The organism is Amorphus orientalis, from assembly GCF_030814015.1.
Taxonomy (GTDB): domain Bacteria; phylum Pseudomonadota; class Alphaproteobacteria; order Rhizobiales; family Amorphaceae; genus Amorphus; species Amorphus orientalis.
Window position 1 is genome coordinate 1,230,264 of sequence record NZ_JAUSUL010000001.1, and the last position, 24,153, is coordinate 1,254,416.

The window sequence follows — 24,153 nt, forward strand, 5'->3', positions numbered from 1 at the left end:
TGTGTGATCCCGTGTCATCTGGGTTGCCCTCCGTCCGGACCAAGGGCCTCCCGCGCCATCTTCTTCTGCCGGAGCGTGCGTCTGGCCCGCACCAGGAGCTGTTCTGCGGCACCTTCGCTGATGCCCAGCCTGGCGGCAATCTCTCCGGTCCCCGCCTCGCCGGTCGCGGCCAGCAGGATCGCCGCCCGCTGTCGGGCGGGAAGGGCGCGCACGTCGTCGGAGACGGCGGCCAGTTCGGACCGCACCACCGCCTGCTGCTCGGCCCCTGGTGCGGGCTCCTCCGGGTCCCGGGCATCGTCCAGCCCGACCAGCCGCCGGACCTTGCGGCGCCGGTCGAGGTCGATGCAGCGGTTGAGGGCGATCCGGTAGAGCCAGGTCGACACCTTCACACCGCGCGCCTGCCAGTCGGACGCCTTCCGCCAGGCCGACCAGAAGGTGTCCTGGACCACATCGTCGGCATCGGCGGCGGATCCGGTGAAGCGCAGTGCGAGCGCGTGCAGCCGGGGGCTGTGCCGGGCGACCAGTTCGGCAAACGCCCGCTCGTCCCCGTGCGAAATCCGCGCGAGAAGCTGGGTGTCGGCGTCGTCGACGGGTCCGGTATCCACGCGTGCCGTTGACCGATCGTTGCTGGGGAGCGGCCGGTTGACCGCGTCGGCGAAGACGACCATCCGTCCTCTCAAATTGAGTCGGTTCCGGGGCGCCTGCCGCAGGCGCGGGTCGGCCGGAGCCCCGGTGGTCCGGTTGCTGTCGATATGATGAAACGCGCCGCCGGTCGATCTCCTACGCGCGATGCTTCTTCTTTCCGCTCCGCTCAGCGCTTACCTTGTCGGGTGATCCGGGCCGGTGCTATTGCAGCCGCCGATACCGGATCGGCCGGATTGAAGGGGAGATCGTCCGAATGACGACCGACGCGCCGCTGTGGACTCCGTCGAAAGAGCGCATCGCCGAAGCCCAGATGACGGATTTCATGGGCTTTGCCGGGGACCGGGCGGGCAAGTCGTTCGAGACCTTCGCCGACCTTCATGCCTGGTCCGTGGCCGATCTGGAGGGCTTCTGGTCGGCGATCTGGGACTATTGCGGCGTGATCGGCGACAAGGGCGAGCGGGTGCTGGCCGACGGCGACAAGATGCCGGGCGCCAAGTTCTTCCCCGATGCGCGGCTGAACTACGCGGAGAACATGCTCCGCCGCACCGGTGACGGCGACGCGCTCGTCTTCTGGGGCGAGGACAAGGTCAAGCGCCGGATGAGCTGGGACGCGCTCCACGCGCTGGTGTCGCGGCTCCAGCAGGGGCTGGCGGCGGCCGGCGTCGGCGTCGGCGACCGGGTCGCGGCGATGATGCCCAACATGCCGGAGACGACGGCGCTGATGCTGGCCACCGCGTCCCTGGGCGCGACCTTCTCCTCCTGCTCGCCGGATTTCGGCGAACGCGGGGTGCTGGACCGGTTCGGCCAGATCCAGCCGAAGGTGTTCGTGGCCTGCGACGGCTACTGGTACAACGGCAAGGAGATCGCCGTTGCCGACAAGCTCGCTTCCGTGGCCGAGCAGCTTCCGAGCGCCGAGACGATCTGGATCGTCCCCTATCTCGGCCGCGCCGACGAAGTCGCCGACAGCGTGCCGCGCGCCGTGGCGCTGGATAGCGCGCTGGCCGGCGTCGAGGCCAAGCCGGTGGAGTTCGAGCGGGTTCCGTTCGATCACCCGCTCTACATCATGTTCTCCTCAGGCACGACGGGCGTGCCCAAGTGCATCGTGCATGCGGCGGGTGGCGTCCTGCTGATGCACCTGAAGGAGCACCGGCTCCACTGCGACGTGCGGCCGGGCGACCGGGTGTTCTACTTCACCACCTGCGGCTGGATGATGTGGAACTGGCTGATGTCGGGGCTCGCCTGTGAGGCGACGCTGCTGCTTTATGACGGTTCGCCGTTCGCGCCGTCCGGCGAGATCCTGTTCGACTATGCCGACCAGGAGAAGATGACGCTGTTCGGCACGTCGGCGAAGTTCATCGACGCCGTCGCCAAGGCCGGGCACGAGCCGATCAACAGCCACGATCTGTCGACGGTGCGGCTGATGACCTCGACCGGCTCGCCGCTGGCCCCGGAGAGCTTTTCCTTCGTCTACGACAAGATCAAGCACGACATCCACCTGGCCTCCATCTCCGGCGGCACGGACATCGTCGGCTGCTTCGTGCTCGGCATCCCCATCGCGCCGGTCTACAAGGGCGAGATCCAGGGGCCGGGCCTCGGGCTGGACGTCCAGGTCTGGTCGGAGGACGGGCACCCGATCCGCGAGGAGAAGGGCGAACTGGTCTGCGCCAAACCGTTCCCGACGATGCCGGTCATGTTCTGGAACGACCCCGAGGGCGCCAAGTACCGCGCGGCCTATTTCGAGCGCTTCCCCGGCGTGTGGTGTCACGGCGACTTCGCGGAATGGACCCCGCACGGCGGGCTCGTCATCCTCGGCCGCTCCGACGCCACGCTGAACCCCGGCGGGGTGCGGATCGGCACGGCGGAGATCTACGCCCAGGTGGAGCAGATCCCCGAAGTGCTCGAGGCGCTGGCGATCGGCCAGGACTGGGACAACGACGTGCGGGTGGTGCTCTTCGTGCGGCTCGCCGAAGGCGCGAGCCTCGACGAGGCGCTGGAGAAGAAGATCAAGTCGCAGATCCGGTCCGGCGCGAGCCCCCGCCACGTGCCGGCCAGGATCGTCGCCGTGGCCGACATTCCGCGGACCAAGTCAGGCAAGATCACGGAACTTGCCGTGCGCGACGTCGTTCATGGTCGCGAGGTGAAGAACAAGGAAGCGCTGGCCAACCCCGAGGCGCTCGACCACTACAAGGATTTGCCGCAGCTCTCCGACTGACGGAGAGTATCCGGGCGCATCCGTCGCCCCCCGCCCGATGCCAGTGCACACCACCGAGGAAGACCCATGTCCGAGCGAAGCGATCCCCGGCTGGATGTGATCCTCTCGGAGATCAAGCGGGTCGACGACGTCGATCTGTCGGAGGGACCTGCCTACGGCAAGCACCGGGACATGGTGGGATCACCGTTCGCGTTCTTTCGCGGCACGGTGAGCCTCTACTATCGCGACCTGAAGGACGGCACGCTGCCCGTCGAGGTGAGCCGGAAGTCGCTGACGCGAATCCAGGGCGACTGCCATCTGGAGAATCTCGGTTTTCTGACCGAAGGGGGCGCCTGGGCCGGGCCGGACTGGGTTCATTTCTGCCCGAACGACTATGACGATGCCGGGGTGGGCTACGCCGAATGGGATCTGGTCCGGTATGCGACCAGCCTTTTTCTGGCCGCCGACCGGGCGCGCTGCGACGACGACGGGACCTACGTCAACTGGCCGCTGGACCGGCTTCACGATTCGCCGGGCTTCGAAGCCGCGCGCGGCGCGGCGAAACGCTTCTTCAAGCGCTACAGGAAGACCTGCGCGGCGGTCGCCGACGATCCGATCGAGTGCTGGGAAGCCGTGATCCGGGGCTTCAAGTCGAAGCACTTCCTCGCGGACTACGAAGAAAAGGCCCGCGACCGGGCCGTCCGCGGCGACGATTTCACCTCCAAGTCCAAGCTCGCCAAAGCCGCGGATCTGGAATCCGACGAACCGCGGTTCAAGCCGAAGGACGGGCGGATCGAGCGGCTGACCGGTGCCCGCGCGGATGAGGTCCGGGCGGCGTTCGCGCCCTATGTGGACGACACGATCTGCGATGTCGCGATCCGGCACGGTGCCGGCCTCGGGGCCCGTCACGCCGATCGTTACTATCTGCTGGTCGGCCCGGATGCGACCGACCGCGAGGGCGACGACTGGCGGAAGCTTCTGGAGCTCTACCATCTGGTGGAAATCAAGGAACAGCGTCCGCCGGGGTTCCTCGCCCATTTTCCCGAGATCGATCCGGCCAACCGGATGCCGTGGGCGCATCTGGTCATCGACAGCCAGCGGCTGATGCAGCGCCATCCGGACCGGGTGCTCGACGAGGTGGTCTGGGAGGGATCGCACTGGCTGGTGCGGACGCGGCACAACTCCAAGGTCTCTCCCGATGCGGAAGACCTCGCCGACGGCGATCTTGCCGACAACCTGCGGGATCACGCCAAGGCGTCCGGGATGGCCGTGGCGCTGGCGCACGCGCGGTCGGACAAGCGCTCTGTCCGGTTCGAGACCCACATGGCGGAGCGGCTCTCCAAGCAGGCGATCCGCGAACTGGTCGGTGTCGCCGAGCGCTACGCGGCCCAGGTGATTCACGACTGGGCCCGGCTGCGACGCCTTCTCGACGAACGCGACCTGATCGCGTGACGCCGGCCGACGGGTTGCGTCCGCCTCCCGGTTTGCTATCGAAGTGTCATCGCCCCGCCGTCAGGGGACCGGCATCGCCCGCCGCCCATCCCGAAAACGCCGTCCTGGAGAGGCCATGACCGACATCCGTCCGCGCCGCAGCGTCCTCTACATGCCCGGCTCCAATGCCCGGGCGCTGGAAAAGGCGAAAACGCTTCCCGTCGACACCGTGATCTTCGATCTGGAGGATGCGGTGGCGCCGGAGCAGAAGGAGAGCGCCCGCGAGCAGGTGATCGCGGCGGTCAAGGCCGGCGGATACGGCCCGCGGGAAGTCGTGGTGCGGATGAACCCGCTGTCGGCGCCCTGGGGCATCGGCGACCTGGAGGCCATCGCCACCAGCGGCGCCGACGCCATTCTGGTGCCGAAGGCGGAGACGGTCGACGACGTCATGGCGATCGGGCGGGTGCTGTCCCGGCTCGGCGCGCCGACGGAACTGGCGATCTGGCTGATGATGGAGACCCCGCGCGCTGTCCTGAACGCCGGCGATATCGCCGAGGCGGTCGAGGAGGACGCCGGCCGCCGGCTCGACGCGCTGGTGATCGGAACCAACGACCTCGCCAAGGAGACCCGCACCCGGATCGTGCCCGGCCGGGCCACCATGATGCCCTGGCTGATGACCTTCGTGGCGGCGGCGCGGGCCAACGACCTCGCCATCATCGACGGTGTGTTCAACGATCTGGACGACGCCGACGGGTTCGCCGCCGAATGCCGGCAGGGCCGGGATCTGGGCATGGACGGCAAGACGCTGATCCATCCCAAGCAGATCGAGGAGGCCAACCGAGCCTTCGCGCCGAGCGAGGAGGAGATCGAGGAGGCGCGCGCCGTCATCGCCGCCTTCGAGGCGCCGGAGAACGCCGGCAAGGGGGCGATCTCGCTCAACGGCCGGATGGTCGAACGGCTGCATGCGGAAATCGCGGAAAAGACCGTCGCGCTCGCCGACGCCATCGCCGCCCGCGGAGGCGCCTGATGGCGGCCAGCGACAGCTCCGCCGATCGCCTCGTCGTCGCCACCTGGAACATCAACTCGATCCGCTCCCGGCTGCCGCTGGTGGAGCGGTTCGTGGCGGCCTACGCCCCCGACGTGCTTCTGCTGCAGGAAACCCGCTGTCCGGATGCCCAGTTTCCGACCTCGGGCCTCGACAAGCTCGGCTATCCCCACGTGGTGGTGAACGGCCGCAAGGGCCACCACGGCGTCGCGATCGCCGCCAAGCGTCCGATCACCGACGTGATGCGCGAGAATCTGGCCGACATCGACGAGGGGCGGCACATCGCCGGCGCGGTCGAGGTGGGCGGCCGCAAGGTGGTGCTGCACTCGCTTTACATTCCGTCGGGCGGTGACGAGCCGGACCCGGCCGTGAACCCGAAATTCGCCGCCAAGCTCGCCTATCTGGAGGCGTTCGCGCCCTGGAGCCGGACCGCTGCGGCCGTGCCGAGCCTGGTGGGCGGCGACTTCAACGTCGCGCCGCTGCCGGAGGACGTGTGGTCCCACAAGCAGCTTCTGAAGGTGATCAGCCACACGCCGGAGGAGACCGAGCGGCTGGACGCGGCGCAAAATGCCGGAAGCTGGGTCGATGTGGTGCGGCGGGATCTGCCGCCGCCGGAGAAGGTCTTCACCTGGTGGAGCTACCGCAACCGCGACCACACGGTCTCCAACCGCGGCCGGCGGCTCGACCACATGTGGGCCTCGCCCTCGCTCGCCGACCGGGTCAGCGGGATCCGGGTCGTGCCGGAGGCGCGCAGCTGGGAAAAGCCCTCGGACCACGTGCCGGTGCTGGTGACGATCTCGGGGTAGAGCAAATCCCAGGAAAAGTGGGACCCGGTTTCGCGTCCGGCTTTGCGTGGAGGGTGGTTCTTTTTCGCTCACGCGAGTTCGCTTCGCTCACCGCTGCGCGGGCGCGGCCTGACCGGCCGGCGGACAGTCGTCCGCTGGTAGATCCCAGGAAAAGTGGGGCCCGGTTTTCCGTGTCAGCAGCCGATCATCCGGCGGATGTCGGACGGCGTGGCGCCTTTGGCCCTGAGCTCGCGCAGGCTGGTGTCGCCCTGGGACTTGGAGAGCTTGCGGCCGGTCTCGTCCAGGATCAGCCGGTGATGGTGGTAGACCGGGGTCGGCAGGCCGAGCAGGTGCTGCAGCAGGCGGTGGATCGCGGTGGCGTAGAAGAGGTCGCGGCCGCGCACCACGTGGGTGACCGCCTGGGCGGCGTCGTCGATGACGACCGAGAGGTGGTAGCTGCCCGGCACGTCGCTGCGGCCGAGAACCACGTCGCCCCAGAGCGCGGGATCGAGCGCCACGTCGCCAGTCTCGCCGGCCGGGCCGTCGCTCTCCTCGCGAAAGGTGAGGGGGGCGTCGAGCCGGGCGAGGGCGTCCGCCATCTTCAGGCGGAGTGTGGCGGGGGCATTGGTCTCGCGTCGCTTGCGAAGGACCTCCGGCGGCAAAAAGAGGTCATCCTCGGGCACGCACCAGCCGCCGTCGGGATCCCGGCGCCACGGCGTACCTGCTGCGGCGGCTACGTCCGCCCCGGCGGCGATCTCGCGGCGGGTGGCGACCGAGCGCCGGATCAGCCCCATCCGGTCGAGCCGGTCGAGGGCGTCCAGATAGTCCGGGATATGCGCAGACTGATGACGGACGGGCTCGGCCCAGTCGAGGCCGAGCCAGGCGAGGTCCTCGAAGATCGCGTCCTCGTAGGCCGGTCGCGCGCGGCCCTGGTCCATGTCGTCGATCCGGACGAGAAAACGGCCGCCCCTTGCCTCGGCGAGCCGGTGGTTCATGATCGCCGAATAGGCGTGACCCAGATGCAGATAGCCGTTCGGGCTCGGCGCGAAGCGGAAGACGGGCGGCTTTGCGGTGGTCATGGGACACCGTGACGGGTCGGGGGCGACGGCTGCGAGCGGTAGCGGGGAACGAAGGCCGATGGCAAGACGGACGAAGGTCGCAGAGGCGGACGGCGCGGCGTCGGGCGGGGTGGAGAGCCCGCCGGCGCCGATCGTGACGGATGCCGACGTCGCCCGGGGCCTGGAGGCGCTGGTCGCGCTGGACGGCCGGCTCAAGGAGATCCGGTCGGTGGCCGGCGAGGTGCCGCTGCGGCTCAGGGCGCCAGGCTTCGAGGGGCTGGCGCGGATCGTGGTGTCCCAGCAGCTGTCGGTCGCAAGTGCGGCCTCGATCTGGGCGCGGCTTGCCGAACGGCTGGATCCGTTCGGGCCGGACGCGGTCAGGGCGGCGAGCGACGAGGAGCTGAGGGCGGCCGGGCTGTCGCGGCCGAAGGTGCGGACGCTTAGGGCGGTCGCCGATGCGGTCGGCGACGGGCTCGACCTGGACCATGTCTGCCGGCTTCCGGCCGGGGACGCCCATGAGCGCCTGTGTGCGGTGAAGGGGATCGGTCCGTGGACGGCCGACATCTACTTGCTGTTCTGTGCCGGCCATCCCGACATCTTTCCGGTCGGCGATCTCGCGCTTCAAAATGCCGTCGCGGACGGGCTCGGACTGCCGGCGCGTCCATCGACCAAAGAGCTCGCCGCGATTGCCGAGGCGTGGTCGCCCTGGCGCGGGGTCGCGGCGCGGCTGTTCTGGAGCTACTACCGGGCGAGGCGGGAAGGCCGCGAGGCGGTTCCGGTCTGACCGGAAGGGAGTGCCGCCGATCGTCGGACACGAAAAAGGGCGCTGTCTGCGCCCTTTCGTAAGACGATGTCATCCGAACCGGCTGGCCGGCGCGAACTGACGATCTAGGTGGAGCGGCGGACCAGGCGGTAGACGAAGAGAAGCACCAGCGCGCCCACGATCGCCGTGATGATGGAGGCGATGGACAGTCCGCCGGTGACGCCGCCGACCCCGAGCGCGGTGCCCAGGTAGCCGCCGACAAACGCGCCGGCAATGCCGATCAGGATGGTCACGAAGATCCCGCCCGGATCGTCGCCCGGCATGATCCATTTGGCGATCGCGCCGGCGATCAGACCGAGAATGATCCAGGATAGAATGGTCAGCATGAAGGGTTCCCCCGCGATTTGCACAACTGGCCTAAAACTCACGTAGCGGAGCAGAGTTCCTCCGGCAACGGAATAGGGCGCGGGGCCGGTGGCCGATCGGGTTCCGACGTGGGGCGGGCGTGGTCCCGGGGCCACACCCCGCCGGCCACGTGTGCCCGGGTGTTGCGATTTCGCTCCCGGTGGCATTGGTTTGGACGGGGGGCGCAACCGGTCGCAACAAGGAACCGAGCCATGGTGGAACTCGACGGCCCCCGGATCGAGCCGGCAGGAGAGGGCAAGCCGCGCGCCCTCGTGGTTCTGCTTCACGGATATGGCGCGGACGGCTCGGATCTGATCGAGCTTGCGCGGATGTGGGCGCCGGCGCTGCCGGACGTGGCCTTCGTGGCGCCCGACGCCCCCGATCACTGCGAGATGGCGCCGATCGGCCGGCAATGGTTTCCGCTGACCCTGCGCGATCCGTCGGAATACTGGCGCGGCGTGACGGCGGCCGCGCCGCTGCTCGACCGGTTCCTCGACGATCAGCTCGTCCGCTACGGACTGGGTGCCGACCGTCTCGCGCTGGTCGGCTTCAGCCAGGGCACCATGATGGCGCTTCACGTCGGCTTCCGGCGGGCGGAGCGGATCGCCGGGCTGATCGGCTATTCGGGGCTGATGGCCGGGCCCGACCGGATCGAATCGGAGATGACGCACCGATTCCCCGTGCTTCTCGTGCACGGCGCCGACGACGACCTGCTTCCGGCGGATCTGACCCGGACGACCGCCGAGCATCTCGACCTTCTTAAGGTTCCGGTCTCCTCGCACATCGAGCCGGGATTGGGTCATGGAATCAATGAGATGGGAGCGCGTCTGGGACTGAATTTCCTGACCAACAATTTGCCGGCATAATATCTCTGCGACAGGTTGACCGCGCGCATAAGCACTTCACAAGACTGACATAGAGCCTATACATATTCGTGCCGCGCATCCGAAGTTGGCGACTCAACTGAGGGACGAGGGACATCGAGTGACCATAGCGGTATCTCCCGATGCGCACCCTACGTTGGTGCTGAACGCCGACTATCGGCCGCTGAGCTATTATCCGCTCTCGCTGTGGTCGTGGCAGGATGCCATCAAGGCGGTCTTCCTCGACAGGGTGAACATCGTTTCCGAATACGAAGCGTCGGTCCGAAGTCCGACCTTCGAGATGAGGCTTCCGAGCGTCGTCTCGCTGAAGACCTACATCAAGCCTGCCCGCCATCCGGCCTTCACCCGCTTCAACGTCTTCCTCCGCGACCGCTTCGAGTGCCAGTACTGCGGCGACACGGACGACCTCACCTTCGATCATCTGATCCCCCGCTCGAAAGGTGGTCTCACCCTGTGGGACAACGTGATCACGGCCTGCTCGAGCTGCAATCTGCGCAAGAGCAACAAGTCGTGCCGCGAGATCGACATGTGGCCGCGCCAGATGCCGTTCCGGCCCACGGTCCAGGATCTGCACAACAACGGCCGCCTGTTCCCGCCGAACTATCTCCACGAGAGCTGGCTCGACTTCCTGTACTGGGACACCGAGCTGGAACCCTGATCCCTTTTTCCACGCCCCGAGACGCCGGATTCCCGATTCGGGTTTGATCCGGGCGCCGAGGTTCGCTTGGATAAGCGACGCGACCGGCCGAGCCCCTGGTGCGGCTGGCATGTGCGCCATGCCATGGCCGTTTCCACGCGGCCGGGACCATCCGGGCGACCGGAAACGTTCCTGTTCCGGCGGCGCCTGGACCGACAAGAGGAAGCCCGATGGATCTTGCAAGCCGCCTGAAAGACCGCCGCGTTCTGGTGACCGGTGCGTCGAGCGGCCTCGGTGCCCACTTCGCGATGATCGCGGCGAGCGCAGGAGCCCACGTGGCCGTCGCCGCACGGCGGAAGCAACGGCTCGACGGTCTCGTGCAGGACCTCACCGAAGCCGGAGCCGCCTCGGCGCTGGCGATCGAACTGGACGTCACCGACGAAAGCTCGATCGAAGCCTGCTGCGAAACGGCGTTCGCCGAGCTCGGCGGGGTGGACGTGCTGGTCAACAACGCCGGCATCGCCACGGAGGGCCGCGCCATCGATCAGTCGACCGCCGATTTCGACAACGTCATGGCGGTCAATCTGCGGGGCGTCTGGCTGATGGCGGTGGCGCTCGGCCGGCGCTGGCGCGACAACCGGCTTGCGGGCAACGTGATCAACATCGCCTCGGTGCTCGGCGAACGGGTGGCCGCGGGCGTGGCCCCCTACGCCGTCTCGAAGGCGGGCGTGGTCCAGATGACCAAGTCGCTGGCGCTGGAATGGGCGCGGCACGGCATCCGGGTCAATGCGCTCGCGCCCGGCTACTTCTCCACCGAAATCAACGCCGCCTTCTTCGAAAGCGATGCCGGACAGGGCATGATCAAGCGCATCCCCATGCGCCGGGTCGGCCGGCTCGACGAACTCGACGGCGTGTTCCTGCTTCTGGCCACCGACGCCTCCAGCTTCATGACCGGAACCGTCATTCCGGTCGACGGGGGCCATCTGGTGTCGTCGCTTTAGGTCATGGACTCATAAATCCGCCCGGACCGTTCGGATTTATGACTCCATGACCCGGCGATTTGACACCCGGCCTCTTCAATTTGTACTGGGCAGTCCTAAATAGCAGTCGGAGCCGCGCCCGATCCCTGTCGGGCGACCAGCCTGCCGACGCTCACAAAAACCAAGGCAGTTCCGCCGCCCATGGCACCCGTCCTTTCCGTGCAAGGCGCGTCGAAGCGATATGATTCCGGCTTCGAGGCCCTCAAATCCGTCGATCTCGAAATCGAGAAGGGTGAGATCTTCGCGCTGCTGGGCCCGAACGGGGCCGGCAAGACGACGCTGATCTCGATCATCTGCGGCCTGGTCAACCTCACCGAGGGCAAGATCACGGTCGGCGGGCACGATATCGTGCGCGACCACCGCAAGGCGCGATCGATGATCGGCCTGGTGCCGCAGGAGCTGACCACGGACCAGTTCGAGAAGGTGTACGACACCGTCTCCTTCAGCCGCGGCCTGTTCGGCAAGCCCGCGAACCCGGCCCACATCGAGCGTGTGCTCAAGGACCTCACCCTCTGGGACAAGCGCGACAACCAGCTGCGGACGCTCTCCGGCGGCATGAAGCGCCGGGTGATGATCGCCAAGGCGCTGTCGCACGAGCCCGAGGTACTGTTTCTCGACGAACCCACCGCGGGTGTCGACGTGGAGCTCAGGCGGGACATGTGGGAAGTGGTCCGCGGCCTGCGCGAAGCGGGCGTGACCATCATCCTCACCACCCACTATCTGGAAGAGGCCGAGGAGATGGCCGACCGGATCGGCGTCATCTCGCGCGGCGAGCTGGTGCTGGTGGAGGAGAAGACCGAACTGATGCGCAAGCTCGGCCAGAAGCGGCTGACGCTGCTGCTGACCGAGCCGATCGAGCGCGTTCCGGAGGCGCTCGCCGAGTACGGGCTGCAGTTGTCGGAGGACGGCAGTGAACTGGTCTACACCTACGACACCCGGGCGGAGCGGACCGGCATCACGTCGCTGATGACCGACCTGCGCGACGCCGACATCCGCTTTCGCGACCTCTACACCGAGCAGAGCTCGCTTGAGGAGATCTTCGTCAATCTGGTGAGGGAGCGCCAATGAACGCCCACGCGGTCCGCGCGATCTACCTCTTCGAGATGAACCGGACACGCCGCACGGTGCTGCAGAGCGTGGTGTCGCCGGTCGTCTCCACGGCGCTCTATTTCGTGGTCTTCGGGGGCGCCATCGGCTCCCGCATCCAGGAGGTCGACGGGGTCGCCTACGGCGCCTTCATCGTGCCCGGCCTGATCATGATGTCGCTGCTGACCCAGAGCGTGTCCAACGCCGCGTTCGGGATCTATTTCCCGAAGTTCACGGGGACGATCTACGAGGTGCTGTCGGCGCCGCTCTCCCCGTTCGAGATCGTGCTGGGCTACGTGGGCGCGGCTGCGACCAAATCGATGCTTCTGGGGCTGATCATCCTGGCGACGGCCGCCGTGTTCGTGCCGATGCGAATCGACCATCCGTTCGTGATGATCCTGTTCCTGGTGCTGACGGCGGTGACGTTCTCGCTGTTCGGATTCGTGATCGGCATCTGGGCCGACGGATTCGAGAAGCTGCAGATGATTCCCCTGCTGTTCATCATGCCGCTGACCTTCCTGGGCGGGACCTTCTACTCGATCGCCATGCTGCCGCCGTTCTGGCAGACGGTCACCCTGTTCAACCCGGTGGTCTACCTGGTGTCCGGGTTCCGCTGGTCGTTCTACGGGACCTCGGACGTTCCGATCGCGATCTCGCTGGCCATGACCGCGGTTTTCCTGGCCGTTTGCCTGACCACGATCTGGTGGATCTTCAAGACAGGCTGGCGCCTGCGCCCGTGATCGGGAGCGGCAGGCTCGCCCCCCCCGGGGATGCGGGGAAGGGATGCGGATCGGCCAAGGCGCATCAGGCCCTGTCTTGCGTTTCGCGCTGCGTCGGCTATATTCTCGGTTAATCCGAACATCTCGATCGGCATTCGAATGAATGCGGACTGAGGGTGGGGCCCCGCGGCACCCGCTCTTTTTTGCTTAGGCCTACCCGTTGCGTGGTCCGACCAGAGGAGAGCGGCGGCGGGCGTGTCGCCAGGGCGGAGCCGAAGGGACCTTTCCCGAGACGACAACCGAATGGATCGTGCGTGAGCGAAGCCGACAACGACCGCCAGACATCGAGCGCAGACCCGATCGACGAGCCCCGCATCGTCCGGGAACAGGGTCTCGATGCGCGCATTGCCGCGATCGTCGAGCCCGTGATCCGGGACCTCGGGTACCGGCTGGTGCGCGTGAAGGTGACGGCCCAGAACGGCTGCACCCTTCAGATCATGGCCGAGCGGCCGGACGGCAGCATGAACGTCGACGACTGCGAAGAGATTTCGAAGGCGGTCTCTCCGGTGCTCGATCTCGAGGACCCGATCGACAAGGCCTACCATCTGGAGATCTCGTCGCCGGGCATCGACCGCCCGCTGGTGCGCCGGTCCGACTTCGACCGGTGGATGGGGCACGAGACGAAGATCGAGCTGTCGCGGCTGCGCGACGGGCGCAAGCGGTTCCGCGGCGTGCTGCTGGGCAACCGGGACGATGCCGTGATGCTGCGCATCGATGCCGAAGGCGGCACGGCCGACGTCGATCTGCCGCTGGACGACATCGGCGACGCGCGGCTGGTGCTGACCGACGCGCTGATCGAGGAATCCCTGAAGGCGGACCGCAAGGCGCGCGGGGGAAATGAGGCCGACGACGCCTAGAGGCGGATCGCCGGTTTTCGAGCAGAAAAGGTGCGGCCGCCTGCGACCAGGCCGACCGGAGGAAGAACAGATATGGCAGTCAGTGCAAACCGCTTGGAGCTCCTTCAGATCGCCGATGCGGTCGCTCGCGAGAAGTCGATCGACCGGACCATCGTGATCGCGGCGATGGAGGACGCCATCCAGAAGGCGGCGCGCTCGCGCTACGGCTCGGAAACCGAGGTTCGCGCCGAGATCAATCCGAAGACCGGCGACATCAAGCTCCACCGGCTGCTCGAAGTGGTCGAGGAGGTCGAGAACCCGGCGACCCAGATCGATCCGGCTTCCGCCCATGACCGCAATCCCGATGCCCAGGTCGGCGACCTGATCTCCGATCCGCTGCCGCCGCTCGATTTCGGCCGCATCGCCGCCCAGTCGGCCAAGCAGGTGATCGTGCAGAAGGTCCGCGAGGCCGAGCGCGACCACCAGTACGAAGAGTTCAAGGACCGCATCGGCGAAGTCGTCAACGGCGTGGTCAAGCGGGTCGAGTACGGCAACGTCATCGTCGATCTCGGCCGCGGCGAGGCGATCGTGAAGCGCGATCAGCTGATCCCCCGCGAGCTGTTCCGCAACGGCGACCGCGTGCGGGCCTACATCATGGACGTGCGCCGCGAGCAGCGCGGGCCGCAGATCTTCCTGTCGCGCACCCATCCGCAGTTCATGGCGAAGCTGTTCCGTCAGGAAGTGCCGGAGATCTACGACGGCGTCATTGAGGTGAAGTCGGTGGCCCGCGACCCGGGCAGCCGGGCCAAGATCGCGGTGGTGTCGAACGATTCCTCCATCGATCCGGTCGGCGCCTGCGTCGGCATGCGCGGCAGCCGCGTCCAGGCCGTGGTGCAGGAGCTGCAGGGCGAGAAGATCGACATCATCCCGTGGAATCCGGATGCGGCGACCTTCATCGTGAACGCGCTGCAGCCGGCCGAGGTCGCCAAGGTGGTGCTCGACGAGGACGCCGAGCGCATCGAGGTCGTGGTGCCGGACGAGCAGCTCTCGCTCGCCATCGGCCGCCGCGGCCAGAACGTGCGGCTCGCCTCGCAGCTCACCGGCTGGGACATCGACATCCTGACCGAGCAGGAGGAATCGGAGCGCCGCCAGAAGGAATTCCAGGAGCGCACCGAGCTGTTCGTGGACGGCCTCAACGTGGACGAGGTGGTCGGCCAGCTGCTGGCTTCGGAAGGCTTCACCTCGATCGAGGAAGTCGCCTACGTGGAGCTGGACGAGGTGGCCTCCATCGAGGGCTTCGACGAGGAGACGGCGGAAGAGATCCAGGCACGTGCCCGCGAGCATCTGGAAGAGCGCGAGCGCCAGCTCGACGAGGAGCGCAAGACGCTCGGCGTCGAGGACGGGCTGCGCGAGATCTCCGGCATCACCACCGCGATGATGGTTGCGCTGGGCAAGGACGACATCAAGACCGTCGAGGATCTGGCCGGCTGCGCCACCGACGATCTGGTCGGCTGGGTCGAGCGCAAGCAGGGCGAGGTGGAACGTCATCCCGGCGCGCTGTCGGATTTCGAGGTGAGCCGGGCCGATGCGGAGGAGATGATTCTCGCCGCGCGCCTGAACGTCGGCTGGATCACCGAGGCGGACCTGACGGCGGAAGAAACCGACGAGAGCGAGGCCGAGGACGCGGCCGGGCTCGAAGGCTGATGTCGGCGGCTGGCGTCATACGGGTAAACGGGTCGAGAAGGAGCGCCTGTCGTTCATGCCGCGCAAGAACGAACCCGTCGAACGCCAGTGTCTCGTCAGCCGTGACGTCCGGCCGGTCGAAGAGCTGATCCGGTTCGTCTGCGACCCGGAGAACCGGGTCGTGGCCGACATCAAGGGAACGCTGCCGGGACGCGGCGTGTGGGTGACGGCGACGCGGGAGGCGGTCGAGACCGCCGAACGCAAGCGGCTGTTCGCCCGCGGCTTCAAGGCGCAGGTCGTGGTCGAGCCGGGGCTTGCCGACCGCGTCGAGGGGCTGCTGGCAGACCGGGCGCTTTCGTCGCTGGGTCTGGCGCGCAAGGCCGGCCTGGTCATCGACGGGTTCGCGTCGGTGGAGGCGGCGGTCGCGCGCGAGCCGGTGGTCGCCCTGGTCGAAGCGTCCGACGGGGCGGAGGACGGACGGCGCAAGCTGCTGCAGGCCGTGACCCGCAGATATGGGCGCAGCGACGCCCTGCCACTTGTGGCGAGTTTCGACGCGACCCAATTGAGTTTGGCATTGGGCCGCGGTCATGTGATACATGCGTGCCTGAAATCGGGCCGGGCGAGCTCCGGGTTTCTCGAACGTGTGGATCGACTTGAGCGCTTCCGGACCGGGGTCGAGGCGAACCGACCCCTGTTCGAGCGGCCCGATTTTGAATATAGCGGACGCTAGCCCGCAGGATCGAAGGCAAGTATGAGCGAAACGAAGAACACCGGCGACAAGACTCTGAGCGTTGAGCGCAAGAAGACCCTCTCCCTCCGTCGCGGGGTCGAGCAGGGTACCGTGCGCCAAAGCTTCAGCCATGGCCGGTCCAAGGCTGTCGTCGTCGAGAAGAAGAAGCGGCGCGTGGTGGTGCCGGGTTCGCCGGAGGCGCGCGCTCAGGAAGCCGCTGCCCAGGAGGCGGCCGCCCAGGAAGCCGCTGCGCAGGAGGCCGCCGAGGCCAAGGCTGCGGAGGCGAAGGCCGCCGAGGAGAAAGCCGCGCAGGAGGCCGCCGAGGCCCAGGCTGCAGAGGCGAAGGCCGCTGAAGAGGCGAAGGCCGAGGCCGTGCCAGCGCCGGAAGCCGCGCCGGCCGCGGACCAGGCTCCGGAAGCCGAAGCCAAGGCTGCGCCGGCCCCCGAGGCCGAAGCCGCCGAGCAGGCTCCGACCGAGACCGCTGCCAAGGAGACCGAAGCGCCGAAGGCTGCCGCCCCCGAGGCGCGCGCGCCGGACGCCGCGCCGAAGCAGCCTGCGTCCGAGCCCGCGGCCAGACAGACGGCCCGCCCGGCCGAGAAGCCGGCCCCGCAGCGCAGCGGCGGCCGCGACGCCGGCGGCCGCGCCGAGCCGCGCCGTGACGGCGGGCAGGGTGGCCGTGGCGGCGGCCGCGGTCAGCAGGTCCACCGTACGCTGACGGACGCGGAAGCCCGCGCCCGCGCCGCCGCGCTCGCCGAAGCGCGGTCCCGCGAGGCCGACGACAAGCGCCGCGCCGAGGAAGAGGTCCGCAAGGAGCGCGAAGAGCTCGAGCGCATCCGCCGCGAGCAGGCCGAAGAGGCTGAGCGCGCGCGGCTGGAAGAAGAGGCCCGCATCAAGGCTGAGGCCGAAGAAGCGCGCCGCGCCGAGGACGAGAAGGCCACCGCTTCGGCCGCGGCCGCCGAACCGTCGGAAGCCGAGCGCGGCGAGCGCCGTTCGGGCAAGGCCGACGAGGCCGCGTCGTCCAAGCGCAAGACCCAGGCGGAGATCGACGACGAGGAGGCCGAGAAGGCCAAGGCGAAGCGCGCCCGCGCGGCGCCCTCCAAGCCGACCCCGAAGGGCGACGACCGCCGGCGGACCAAGCTCACCATCACCACCGCGCTGGAGGACGACGACGAGCGGGGCCGCAGCCTCGCCGCCATGCGCCGCCGCCGCGAGAAGGAGAAGCGCGCCGCGCAGAGCGGGCCGCGCGAGAAGATCGTGCGCGAAGTGATCCTGCCGGAGACGATCACCATCCAGGAACTCGCCAGCCGTATGGCCGAGCGGGGCGTGGACGTGATCAAGCTCCTGATGAAGTCCGGCCAGATGCACAAGATCACCGACGTGATCGATGCGGACACGGCCGAGCTGGTGGCCAACGAGATGGGCCACACCGTCAAGCGCGTGTCGGAGTCCGACGTCGAGGAAGGCCTGTTCGATCAGCCCGACACCGACGGCGCTCTGGAGCCGCGGGCCCCGGTCGTGACGATCATGGGTCACGTCGACCACGGCAAGACGTCGCTGCTCGACGCGCTGCGCAAGGCGAACGTGGTCTCCGGCGAGGCCGGCGGCATCACTCAGCACATCGGCGCCTACCAGGTCGAGCAGAACGGTCAGAAGATCACGTTCCTCGACACCCCGGGCCACGAGGCGTTCACCGCCATGCGTGCCCGCGGCGCGACCGCGACCGACATCGTGGTGCTGGTGGTGGCCGCCGACGACGGCGTCATGCCGCAGACCATCGAGGCGATCCATCATGCCCGCGCCGCCGGCGTGCCCCTGATCGTGGCGGTCAACAAGATCGACAAGCCGGGTGCGGATCCGAGCCGGGTGCGCACGGAGCTGCTCCAGCATGAGATCGTGGTGGAATCGATGGGTGGCGACACGCTCGAGGTCGAGGTCTCCGCGCTGAAGCACACCAATCTCGACAAGCTGCTGGATGCCATCATCCTGCAGTCGGAGGTTCTGGAGCTCAAGGCGAACCCGGACCGCGACGCCGAGGGCATCGTCATCGAAGCCCAGCTCGACCGCGGCCGCGGCACGGTCGCGACCGTGCTCGTCCACCGCGGCACGCTCAAGGTCGGCGACATCCTGATCGCCGGATCCGAGTGGGGCCGTGTGCGGGCGCTGATCAACGATGTCGGCCAGCAGGTGAGCGAGGCCGGTCCGTCGATGCCGGTCGAGGTGCTCGGCCTGCAGGGCACGCCCCATGCCGGCGACCGGTTCGCCGTCGTCGAGAACGAGGCCCGGGCCCGCGAGATCTCCGAGTATCGTCAGCGGGTGCGCCGCGAGAAGGCGTCGGCCAAGCCGATGGCGCGCGGCTCGCTCGAGCAGATGATGAGCGACCTGAAGGCGGCCGGCACGGCGGAGTTCCCGCTGGTGATCAAGGGCGACGTCCAGGGCTCGGTCGAGGCGATCATCGGCTCGCTCGAGAAGCTCAACACCGACGAGGTCGCTGCCCGCGTCATCCATTCCGGCGTCGGTGCCATCACCGAATCCGACGTGACGCTGGCGGAAGCCTCCGGTGCCGCGATCATCGGCTTCAACGTGCGTGCCAATCCGCAGGCCCGCCAGGCTTCGGACCGCAACGGCATCGAGATCCGCTACTACAACATCATCTACAACCTTGTGGATGACGTGAAGGCGGCGATGTCCGGCATGCTGTCGCCGGAGCGGCGCGAGACCTTCCTCGGCAATGCCGAGATTCTGGAGGTGTTCAACATCACCAAGGTCGGCAAGGTCGCCGGTTGCCGCGTCACCGAAGGCATGGTGGAGCGCGGCGCGTCGGTCCGTCTGCTGCGCGACAACGTGGTGATCCACGAGGGCAAGCTCTCGACGCTGAAGCGCTTCAAGGACGAGGTGAAGGAAGTTCAGGTCGGCCAGGAATGCGGCATGGCCTTCGAGAACTACCAGGACATCCGTCAGGGCGACCTCATCGAGTGCTACCGGGTCGAGGAGATCGCCCGCACGCTCTAGTCCGGGCGTGCCGGTCGGAAGCGGCCGGCTCTGCCGGGATATGGAACCCCGGCCCGCCGACCGGGCAACGGCCCGATCGGTGGGTAATCGTCAGACTTGCCGTCCGGTCCTTGAGCGTGCGGCCGCTCGCTGGGGATGTCGATGCTGGACCTGGCTCCGAATTCGGGTGGCAACACGTACCGCGCCCGCCGCTTCGAGCAGTTTCGACCGCTGATCGACGCAGCGCTTGCCGGGAAGCCGGATGGGGAGCCCTGCCGGATCCTGGATGTCGGCGGTACGGAGGCCTACTGGCAGGCGTTCGGCGCGGATCTTCCGTGGGACCGGATCTCGGTAACGGTCACGAACCTTACGGCGCCGGAGACATCCAGCCCTTCGATGGTCGCGCTGGAGGCTGACGCGCGGTCGATGCCGCAGTTCGCCGACGAAAGCTTCGACATCGTGCACTCCAACTCGGTGATCGAGCATGTCGGGCTCTGGCGCGACATGAAGGCGATGGCGGACGAGGTGCGCCGGCTTGCGCCGGCCTATTTCGTCCAGACGCCGTATTTCTGGTTTCCGATCGAACCGCACGCGCGTACACCGTTCGTGCAGTTCCTGCCGGAGTCGCTGCGCTACCGTCTGTTCATGGCGCGCCGCTGCGGCTTCTACAAGAAGGCCGAGACCGTCGGGCAGGCGATGGACGCGATCCAGGACGCCCATCTGCTGGATCGACGGCAAATGGAAACGCTGTTTCCGGATGCGGACGTCGTCAGCGAACGAGCCTTCGGCTTCGTCAAATCCCTGATCGCCATTCGACAGGCCTGAGCCCCGGACACCGGGGCACGGCCCGTCACAGACAAAAACCTCGAGACTCGAAGTTAGTGCCCATGACCATGTCTCAACGACAGCTTCGCGTTGGCGAACTCGTCCGTCACGCCCTGTCGGACGTCCTGATGCGGGGCGACGTTCACGGCCTCGCGATGCCTGGCCATCTGATCACGGTGCCGGAGGTCCGCATGAGCCCGGACCTGAAGGTGGCCACGGTTCTGGTCATGCCGCTCGGCGGCGGCGATCCCCAGGGCGCCGTCAAGGCGCTGGCCGGCAGCCGGCGCGAACTGAAGGCGCAACTGGCCAAGCGCGTGGAGCTCAAATTCCTGCCCGATCTCCGGTTCATCGTGGACACGCGGTTCGATGACGACGACCGGATCAACTCGCTGCTGAGCGATCCGGAGGTCCGCAAGGACATCGAGGACGACCGGGAGGACGAGGCGTGAGCGACCAACCGTCTGAACTGGAACCGACCGCAGAGGTTCCGGCCCGACAGAAGCGCGGCAAGCCGCCGCGCCGCAAGCGCGAGATCAGCGGCTGGCTGGTGCTCGACAAGCCGGTCGGTCTGACCTCGACGGAAGCGCTGGGCGCCCTGAAGCGGATTTTCCATCCGAAGAAGGTGGGCCACGCCGGTACGCTCGATCCGCTGGCCTCCGGACTGCTGCCGATCGCCTTCGGCGAAGCCACCAAGACCGTGCCTTACGTGGTCGACGGCCAGAAGATCTACCGCTTCTCGGTCAAATGGGGCGTGGAAACGGACACCGACGACGCCGAGGGCGAGGTGACCGCCACCTCCGATCTGCGGCCGGACCGGGCGGCGATCGAGGAGGTCCTGGAGACCTTCATCGGCGACATCGAACAGGTGCCGCCCCGCTATTCGGCGATCAAGGTGGCGGGCGAACGGGCCTACGACCTCGCCCGCTCCGGCGAGGAGGTCGAACTCAAGGCGCGGACCATTTCCGTCTACGACCTCAGGCTGGTCGAGATCCTCAGCGAGGAGGAGGCGGTGTTCGAGGCGGAATGCGGCAAGGGCACGTACGTGCGGGCGCTCGCGCGCGACATGGGCCGGGCGCTCGGCACCCGCGGCCACGTCTCGAGCCTCCGGCGGCTTGCCGTCGGTCCGTTCGAGGAGGCCGACATGGTCGAGCTCGACGCCCTGCGCGAGGTCGCGGCCGAAGAGGGCGGCGGCGAAGCCGAACTCGACACCTACCTGCATCCGGTCGAGACGGCCCTGGACGCCCTGCACGAGGTGACCGTGACGGGAAGCGACGCCGGCCGGCTGCGTCGGGGACAGGCCGTCATCCTCAAGGGACGGGACGCGCCGCTGTTCGTCGGCGAGGCCTATGCCATGGCCGCCGGCCAGCTCGTCGCACTCGGCGAGGTCGACCGGGGGACGTTCAATCCGAAACGGGTGTTCCAGCACACCGAACGCCGCCGCTGAGCGGCGTCACCGCACCGCGGAGACGGCGTTGATCTGGCGGCCCGAATAGCTTATGTGAACACCGTTCGCCGGGTGGTACCGCTGCCCGGCCATTTGCCATTGGCGACCGCGCTGGACGACATCCCGGCACGGCCGCGGAAGGACCGGACTTCGGACCGGTCCGCGTAACACAGTAGAGGCGGGCCGCGCGGCGGTTCGCCGGCCATGAAAGGACGACGATGTCGATCACGACTGAACGCAAGCAGGAACTCATCAAGGAATTCGCGAAGTCCGAAGGCGATACCGGCTCGGCCGAGGTTCAGATCGCCATTCTGACCGAACGGATCACCAACCTGACCGAGCACTTCAAGTCCCACGCCAAGGACAACCATTCCCGGCGCGGCCTCCTGAAGCTGGTCAGCCAGCGGCGTCATCTTCTGAACTATCTGCGGAAGGTGGAAGAAAGCCGCTACCAGGACATCATCAAGCGGCTCGGCATCCGCCGCTAAGCTTGACGCTCTCACAGGCGCCGACGCCCCGTTGCGATCGGCGCCTGTTTTTATCATCCGGCGTGGGAGGGCCCCGAAGGTCCGGCCGGATGACACCGCCGAAGCGGCAGGCATCCGATGCGGTGTCCCGTTCGGCTCTCAACCGAAAGAACGGAACGCAATCGTGGCCATGGGGCAGGATCGCACGGCAAAGGAGGGGCACCACATGACGGGGCCGCTCCTGTGTCTTGCCGTCTTGCCCGTGGTCCGTCGTGCCGTTCGCGCATGACGAAAGGAAGACCATGTTTAACGTCTGCAAGGAAACCATCGACTGGGGCGGCCGCCCGCTGACGCTGGAGACGGGCCGCGTCGCCCGTCAGGCCGACGGCGCGGTGCTCGCCACCTACGGCGAGACCACGGTTCTCGCCACCGTCGTCTCCGAGAAGGAGCCGAAGCCCGGCTTCGACTTCTTCCCGCTGACCGTGAACTACCAGGAAAAGGCGTTCGCCGCCGGCCGCATTCCGGGCGGCTTCTTCAAGCGCGAGGGCCGTCCGAGCGAGCACGAGGTGCTGACCTCGCGCCTGATCGACCGGCCGATTCGTCCGCTGTTCGCCGACGGCTACAAGAACGACACCCAGGTCGTCGTGACGGTGCTCTCCCACGATCTGGAGAACGCGCCGGACATGGTGGCCATGGTTGCCGCTTCCGCCGCCCTGACGCTCTCGGGCGTGCCGTTCATGGGCCCGATCGGCGGCGCCCGCGTCGGCCTCATCGACGGTGAGTTCGTGCTCAATCCGGACGTCGACCGGATGTCGGAGTCCAAGCTCGATCTGGTGGTCGCCGGCACGGCCGATGCCGTGCTGATGGTCGAATCGGAGGCCAAGGAGCTTTCGGAAGACGAGATGCTCGCGGCCGTCATGTTCGGCCACAAGGGCTTCCAGCCGGTGATCGACGCGATCATCCGCCTGGCCGAGAAGGGCGCCAAGGAGCCGCGCGAGCACGTGGTTCCGGACATGGCGGAGCTTCAGGCCAAGGTGAAGGAGCTTGCCGAGAGCGACCTGCGCGCGGCCTACAAGATCCCGGTCAAGTTCGAGCGTCGCGACGCCATCGCGGCCGTGAAGGAGAAGGTCGTCGCCGCGCTCTGCTCCGAAGAAGGCGGCTACGCCAAGGAAGCCGTCGGCGGCCAGTTCAAGAAGCTGGAAGCGGCGATCGTCCGCAACCAGATCCTCGACGACAAGATCCGCATCGACGGCCGCGACCTGGAGACGGTCCGCCAGATCGAATCCCAGGTGGGCATCCTGCCGCGCACCCACGGCTCGGCTCTGTTCACCCGCGGCGAGACCCAGGCGATGGTCGTGACCACGCTCGGCACCGGCGACGACGAGCAGTTCGTGGACGCGCTGGAGGGGACCTACAAGTCCACCTTCATGCTCCACTACAACTTCCCGCCGTTCTCCGTCGGCGAGACCGGCCGCATGGGCTCGCCCGGCCGCCGCGAGATCGGCCATGGCAAGCTCGCCTGGCGCGCGATCCATCCGGTGCTGCCGCTGCACCACGAGTTCCCGTACACGCTGCGCGTGGTCTCCGAGATCACGGAGTCGAACGGTTCGTCCTCGATGGCGACCGTCTGCGGCACGTCGCTCGCCCTGATGGACGCCGGCGTTCCGCTGAAGCGTCCGGTGGCCGGTATCGCCATGGGCCTGATCAAGGAAGGCGACCGCTTCGCGGTGCTGTCCGACATCCTCGGTGACGAGGACCATCTCGGCGACATGGACTTCAAGGTGGCCGGCACCGAGGCGGGCGTGACCTCGCTGCAGATGGACATCAAGATCGACGGCATCACCGAGGAGATCATGAAGGTGGCGCTGGAGCAGGCCAAGGCCGGCCGGGCGCACATCCTCGGCGAGATGTCCAAGGCCCTCACCGAGGCCCGCACGGACCTCGGCGAGTACGCTCCGCGCATCGAGGTGATCACCATCCCGGTCGACAAGATCCGCGAAGTGATCGGCTCGGGCGGCAAGGTGATCCGCGAGATCGTGGAGAAGACCGGCGCCAAGGTCGACATTTCCGACGACGGCACGGTGAAGGTGGCCTCCTCCGACGGCAAGGCGATCACCGCCGCGCTGAACTGGATCAAGGGCATCGCCGCCGAGCCGGAAGTGAACGCGATCTACGAGGGCACGGTGGTCAAGACCGTCGACTTCGGCGCGTTCGTGAACTTCTTCGGCTCCCGTGACGGCCTGGTGCACATCTCCCAGCTGACCAACGGTCGGCCGGAGAAGGTCACCGACGTGGTCAAGGAAGGCGACAAGGTCTGGGTCAAGCTGCTCGGGTTCGACGAGCGCGGCAAGGTCCGCCTGTCGATGAAGGTCGTCGACCAGGAGACCGGCAAGGAGATCGCCACCGACGCGGCCTGATCGCGACGGTGCCG

The 24,153-nt window shown here is 67.6% G+C and carries 22 protein-coding genes; 19 read left to right on the forward strand and 3 right to left on the reverse strand.

Annotated elements, in window-relative coordinates:
• Nucleotides 1-14: 14 nt before the first annotated feature.
• Entirely contained in the window at nt 15-605 is a 591-nt protein-coding gene (locus J2S73_RS05535) for an RNA polymerase sigma factor (RefSeq protein WP_306884445.1), read from the reverse strand.
• A gap of 293 nt (nt 606-898) precedes the next feature.
• On the opposite strand from J2S73_RS05535, the gene J2S73_RS05540 reads away from it, so the two are divergent.
• From J2S73_RS05540 to J2S73_RS05555, 4 genes are all read left to right on the forward strand, one after another.
• Nucleotides 899-2,857 carry an acetoacetate--CoA ligase gene (locus tag J2S73_RS05540; protein ID WP_306884446.1) on the forward strand — a complete coding sequence of 653 codons (1,959 nt, stop codon included), beginning with the start codon at nt 899-901 and terminating at the stop codon, nt 2,855-2,857.
• 66 nt (nt 2,858-2,923) lie between these two features.
• Nucleotides 2,924-4,288, forward strand: coding sequence for a DUF2252 family protein (locus J2S73_RS05545; protein ID WP_306884447.1), 1,365 nt, complete (start codon nt 2,924-2,926; stop codon nt 4,286-4,288).
• A gap of 115 nt (nt 4,289-4,403) precedes the next feature.
• Entirely contained in the window at nt 4,404-5,294 is an 891-nt protein-coding gene (locus tag J2S73_RS05550; protein WP_306884448.1) for an HpcH/HpaI aldolase/citrate lyase family protein, read from the forward strand.
• The gene (locus tag J2S73_RS05555) at nt 5,294-6,118 is read left to right on the forward strand and encodes an exodeoxyribonuclease III (protein ID WP_306884449.1); all 825 of its coding nucleotides are present in this window, start codon (nt 5,294-5,296) and stop codon (nt 6,116-6,118) included. The genes J2S73_RS05550 and J2S73_RS05555 overlap by 1 nt, the downstream gene beginning before the upstream one ends.
• A 173-nt stretch (nt 6,119-6,291) precedes the next feature.
• Here the strand turns inward: J2S73_RS05555 and gluQRS are convergent, their stop codons facing one another.
• On the reverse strand, nt 6,292-7,176 hold the full coding sequence (gene gluQRS, locus J2S73_RS05560; protein WP_306884450.1) for a tRNA glutamyl-Q(34) synthetase GluQRS: 885 nt from the start codon (nt 7,174-7,176) through the stop codon (nt 6,292-6,294).
• 58 nt (nt 7,177-7,234) lie between these two features.
• On the opposite strand from gluQRS, the gene J2S73_RS05565 reads away from it, so the two are divergent.
• The gene (locus J2S73_RS05565) at nt 7,235-7,939 is read left to right on the forward strand and encodes a DNA-3-methyladenine glycosylase family protein (protein ID WP_306884451.1); all 705 of its coding nucleotides are present in this window, start codon (nt 7,235-7,237) and stop codon (nt 7,937-7,939) included.
• A gap of 104 nt (nt 7,940-8,043) precedes the next feature.
• Here J2S73_RS05565 and J2S73_RS05570 read toward each other — a convergent pair whose 3' ends face one another.
• Nucleotides 8,044-8,304, reverse strand: a complete 261-nt coding sequence (locus J2S73_RS05570; RefSeq protein WP_370874386.1) for a GlsB/YeaQ/YmgE family stress response membrane protein — start codon at nt 8,302-8,304, stop codon at nt 8,044-8,046.
• A 231-nt stretch (nt 8,305-8,535) separates the two neighbouring features.
• On the opposite strand from J2S73_RS05570, the gene J2S73_RS05575 reads away from it, so the two are divergent.
• From J2S73_RS05575 to pnp, 14 genes are all read left to right on the forward strand, one after another.
• Nucleotides 8,536-9,189: an alpha/beta hydrolase gene (locus J2S73_RS05575; protein WP_306884452.1), complete on the forward strand. Its 654-nt coding sequence runs from the start codon at nt 8,536-8,538 to the stop codon at nt 9,187-9,189.
• A gap of 118 nt (nt 9,190-9,307) precedes the next feature.
• A complete protein-coding gene (locus J2S73_RS05580) occupies nt 9,308-9,865 on the forward strand; it encodes an HNH endonuclease (protein ID WP_306884453.1) in 558 nt (185 codons plus the stop codon).
• A gap of 209 nt (nt 9,866-10,074) precedes the next feature.
• Nucleotides 10,075-10,845 carry an SDR family NAD(P)-dependent oxidoreductase gene (locus tag J2S73_RS05585; protein ID WP_306884454.1) on the forward strand — a complete coding sequence of 257 codons (771 nt, stop codon included), beginning with the start codon at nt 10,075-10,077 and terminating at the stop codon, nt 10,843-10,845.
• A 180-nt stretch (nt 10,846-11,025) separates the two neighbouring features.
• Entirely contained in the window at nt 11,026-11,952 is a 927-nt protein-coding gene (locus J2S73_RS05590; protein ID WP_306884455.1) for an ABC transporter ATP-binding protein, read from the forward strand.
• Nucleotides 11,949-12,710 carry an ABC transporter permease gene (locus tag J2S73_RS05595; protein ID WP_306884456.1) on the forward strand — a complete coding sequence of 254 codons (762 nt, stop codon included), beginning with the start codon at nt 11,949-11,951 and terminating at the stop codon, nt 12,708-12,710. Before J2S73_RS05590 ends, J2S73_RS05595 begins: the two co-directional genes overlap by 4 nt.
• Nucleotides 12,711-13,003: 293 nt before the next feature.
• A complete protein-coding gene (rimP, locus tag J2S73_RS05600; RefSeq protein ID WP_306884457.1) occupies nt 13,004-13,606 on the forward strand; it encodes a ribosome maturation factor RimP in 603 nt (200 codons plus the stop codon).
• 72 nt (nt 13,607-13,678) lie between these two features.
• Nucleotides 13,679-15,289, forward strand: a complete 1,611-nt coding sequence (gene nusA, locus J2S73_RS05605) for a transcription termination factor NusA (protein WP_306884458.1) — start codon at nt 13,679-13,681, stop codon at nt 15,287-15,289.
• 55 nt (nt 15,290-15,344) lie between these two features.
• Nucleotides 15,345-15,998: an RNA-binding protein gene (locus J2S73_RS05610; protein WP_306884459.1), complete on the forward strand. Its 654-nt coding sequence runs from the start codon at nt 15,345-15,347 to the stop codon at nt 15,996-15,998.
• Nucleotides 15,999-16,019: 21 nt separating this feature from the next.
• A complete protein-coding gene (infB, locus tag J2S73_RS05615; RefSeq protein WP_306884461.1) occupies nt 16,020-19,007 on the forward strand; it encodes a translation initiation factor IF-2 in 2,988 nt (995 codons plus the stop codon).
• A gap of 141 nt (nt 19,008-19,148) precedes the next feature.
• Nucleotides 19,149-19,811, forward strand: a complete 663-nt coding sequence (locus tag J2S73_RS05620) for a class I SAM-dependent methyltransferase (protein WP_306884462.1) — start codon at nt 19,149-19,151, stop codon at nt 19,809-19,811.
• A 62-nt stretch (nt 19,812-19,873) separates the two neighbouring features.
• Nucleotides 19,874-20,260: a 30S ribosome-binding factor RbfA gene (gene rbfA, locus J2S73_RS05625; RefSeq protein WP_306884463.1), complete on the forward strand. Its 387-nt coding sequence runs from the start codon at nt 19,874-19,876 to the stop codon at nt 20,258-20,260.
• On the forward strand, nt 20,257-21,255 hold the full coding sequence (truB, locus tag J2S73_RS05630) for a tRNA pseudouridine(55) synthase TruB (protein ID WP_306884464.1): 999 nt from the start codon (nt 20,257-20,259) through the stop codon (nt 21,253-21,255). The genes rbfA and truB overlap by 4 nt, the downstream gene beginning before the upstream one ends.
• 218 nt (nt 21,256-21,473) lie before the next feature.
• The gene (gene rpsO, locus J2S73_RS05635) at nt 21,474-21,743 is read left to right on the forward strand and encodes a 30S ribosomal protein S15 (RefSeq protein ID WP_306884465.1); all 270 of its coding nucleotides are present in this window, start codon (nt 21,474-21,476) and stop codon (nt 21,741-21,743) included.
• A gap of 281 nt (nt 21,744-22,024) precedes the next feature.
• Nucleotides 22,025-24,139 carry a polyribonucleotide nucleotidyltransferase gene (pnp, locus tag J2S73_RS05640; protein ID WP_306884466.1) on the forward strand — a complete coding sequence of 705 codons (2,115 nt, stop codon included), beginning with the start codon at nt 22,025-22,027 and terminating at the stop codon, nt 24,137-24,139.
• The last annotated feature ends 14 nt before the right edge of the window (nt 24,140-24,153 follow it).

What these genes read in the sequence shown, in the direction of transcription:
- gluQRS (WP_306884450.1), bottom strand. Translation starts at nt 7,176, where the DNA reads ATGACCACCGCAAAGCCGCCCGTCTTCCGCTTCGCGCCGAGCCCGAAC.
- J2S73_RS05570 (WP_370874386.1), bottom strand. Translation starts at nt 8,304, where the DNA reads ATGCTGACCATTCTATCCTGGATCATTCTCGGTCTGATCGCCGGCGCG.
- J2S73_RS05575 (WP_306884452.1), top strand. Translation starts at nt 8,536, where the DNA reads ATGGTGGAACTCGACGGCCCCCGGATCGAGCCGGCAGGAGAGGGCAAG.
- J2S73_RS05565 (WP_306884451.1), top strand. Translation starts at nt 7,235, where the DNA reads ATGGCAAGACGGACGAAGGTCGCAGAGGCGGACGGCGCGGCGTCGGGC.
- rbfA (WP_306884463.1), top strand. Translation starts at nt 19,874, where the DNA reads ATGACCATGTCTCAACGACAGCTTCGCGTTGGCGAACTCGTCCGTCAC.
- J2S73_RS05595 (WP_306884456.1), top strand. Translation starts at nt 11,949, where the DNA reads ATGAACGCCCACGCGGTCCGCGCGATCTACCTCTTCGAGATGAACCGG.
- pnp (WP_306884466.1), top strand. Translation starts at nt 22,025, where the DNA reads ATGTTTAACGTCTGCAAGGAAACCATCGACTGGGGCGGCCGCCCGCTG.
- J2S73_RS05540 (WP_306884446.1), top strand. Translation starts at nt 899, where the DNA reads ATGACGACCGACGCGCCGCTGTGGACTCCGTCGAAAGAGCGCATCGCC.
- J2S73_RS05555 (WP_306884449.1), top strand. Translation starts at nt 5,294, where the DNA reads ATGGCGGCCAGCGACAGCTCCGCCGATCGCCTCGTCGTCGCCACCTGG.
- J2S73_RS05585 (WP_306884454.1), top strand. Translation starts at nt 10,075, where the DNA reads ATGGATCTTGCAAGCCGCCTGAAAGACCGCCGCGTTCTGGTGACCGGT.
- J2S73_RS05590 (WP_306884455.1), top strand. Translation starts at nt 11,026, where the DNA reads ATGGCACCCGTCCTTTCCGTGCAAGGCGCGTCGAAGCGATATGATTCC.
- J2S73_RS05545 (WP_306884447.1), top strand. Translation starts at nt 2,924, where the DNA reads ATGTCCGAGCGAAGCGATCCCCGGCTGGATGTGATCCTCTCGGAGATC.
- J2S73_RS05620 (WP_306884462.1), top strand. Translation starts at nt 19,149, where the DNA reads ATGCTGGACCTGGCTCCGAATTCGGGTGGCAACACGTACCGCGCCCGC.
- nusA (WP_306884458.1), top strand. Translation starts at nt 13,679, where the DNA reads ATGGCAGTCAGTGCAAACCGCTTGGAGCTCCTTCAGATCGCCGATGCG.
- J2S73_RS05610 (WP_306884459.1), top strand. Translation starts at nt 15,345, where the DNA reads ATGCCGCGCAAGAACGAACCCGTCGAACGCCAGTGTCTCGTCAGCCGT.
- infB (WP_306884461.1), top strand. Translation starts at nt 16,020, where the DNA reads ATGAGCGAAACGAAGAACACCGGCGACAAGACTCTGAGCGTTGAGCGC.
- rpsO (WP_306884465.1), top strand. Translation starts at nt 21,474, where the DNA reads ATGTCGATCACGACTGAACGCAAGCAGGAACTCATCAAGGAATTCGCG.
- J2S73_RS05550 (WP_306884448.1), top strand. Translation starts at nt 4,404, where the DNA reads ATGACCGACATCCGTCCGCGCCGCAGCGTCCTCTACATGCCCGGCTCC.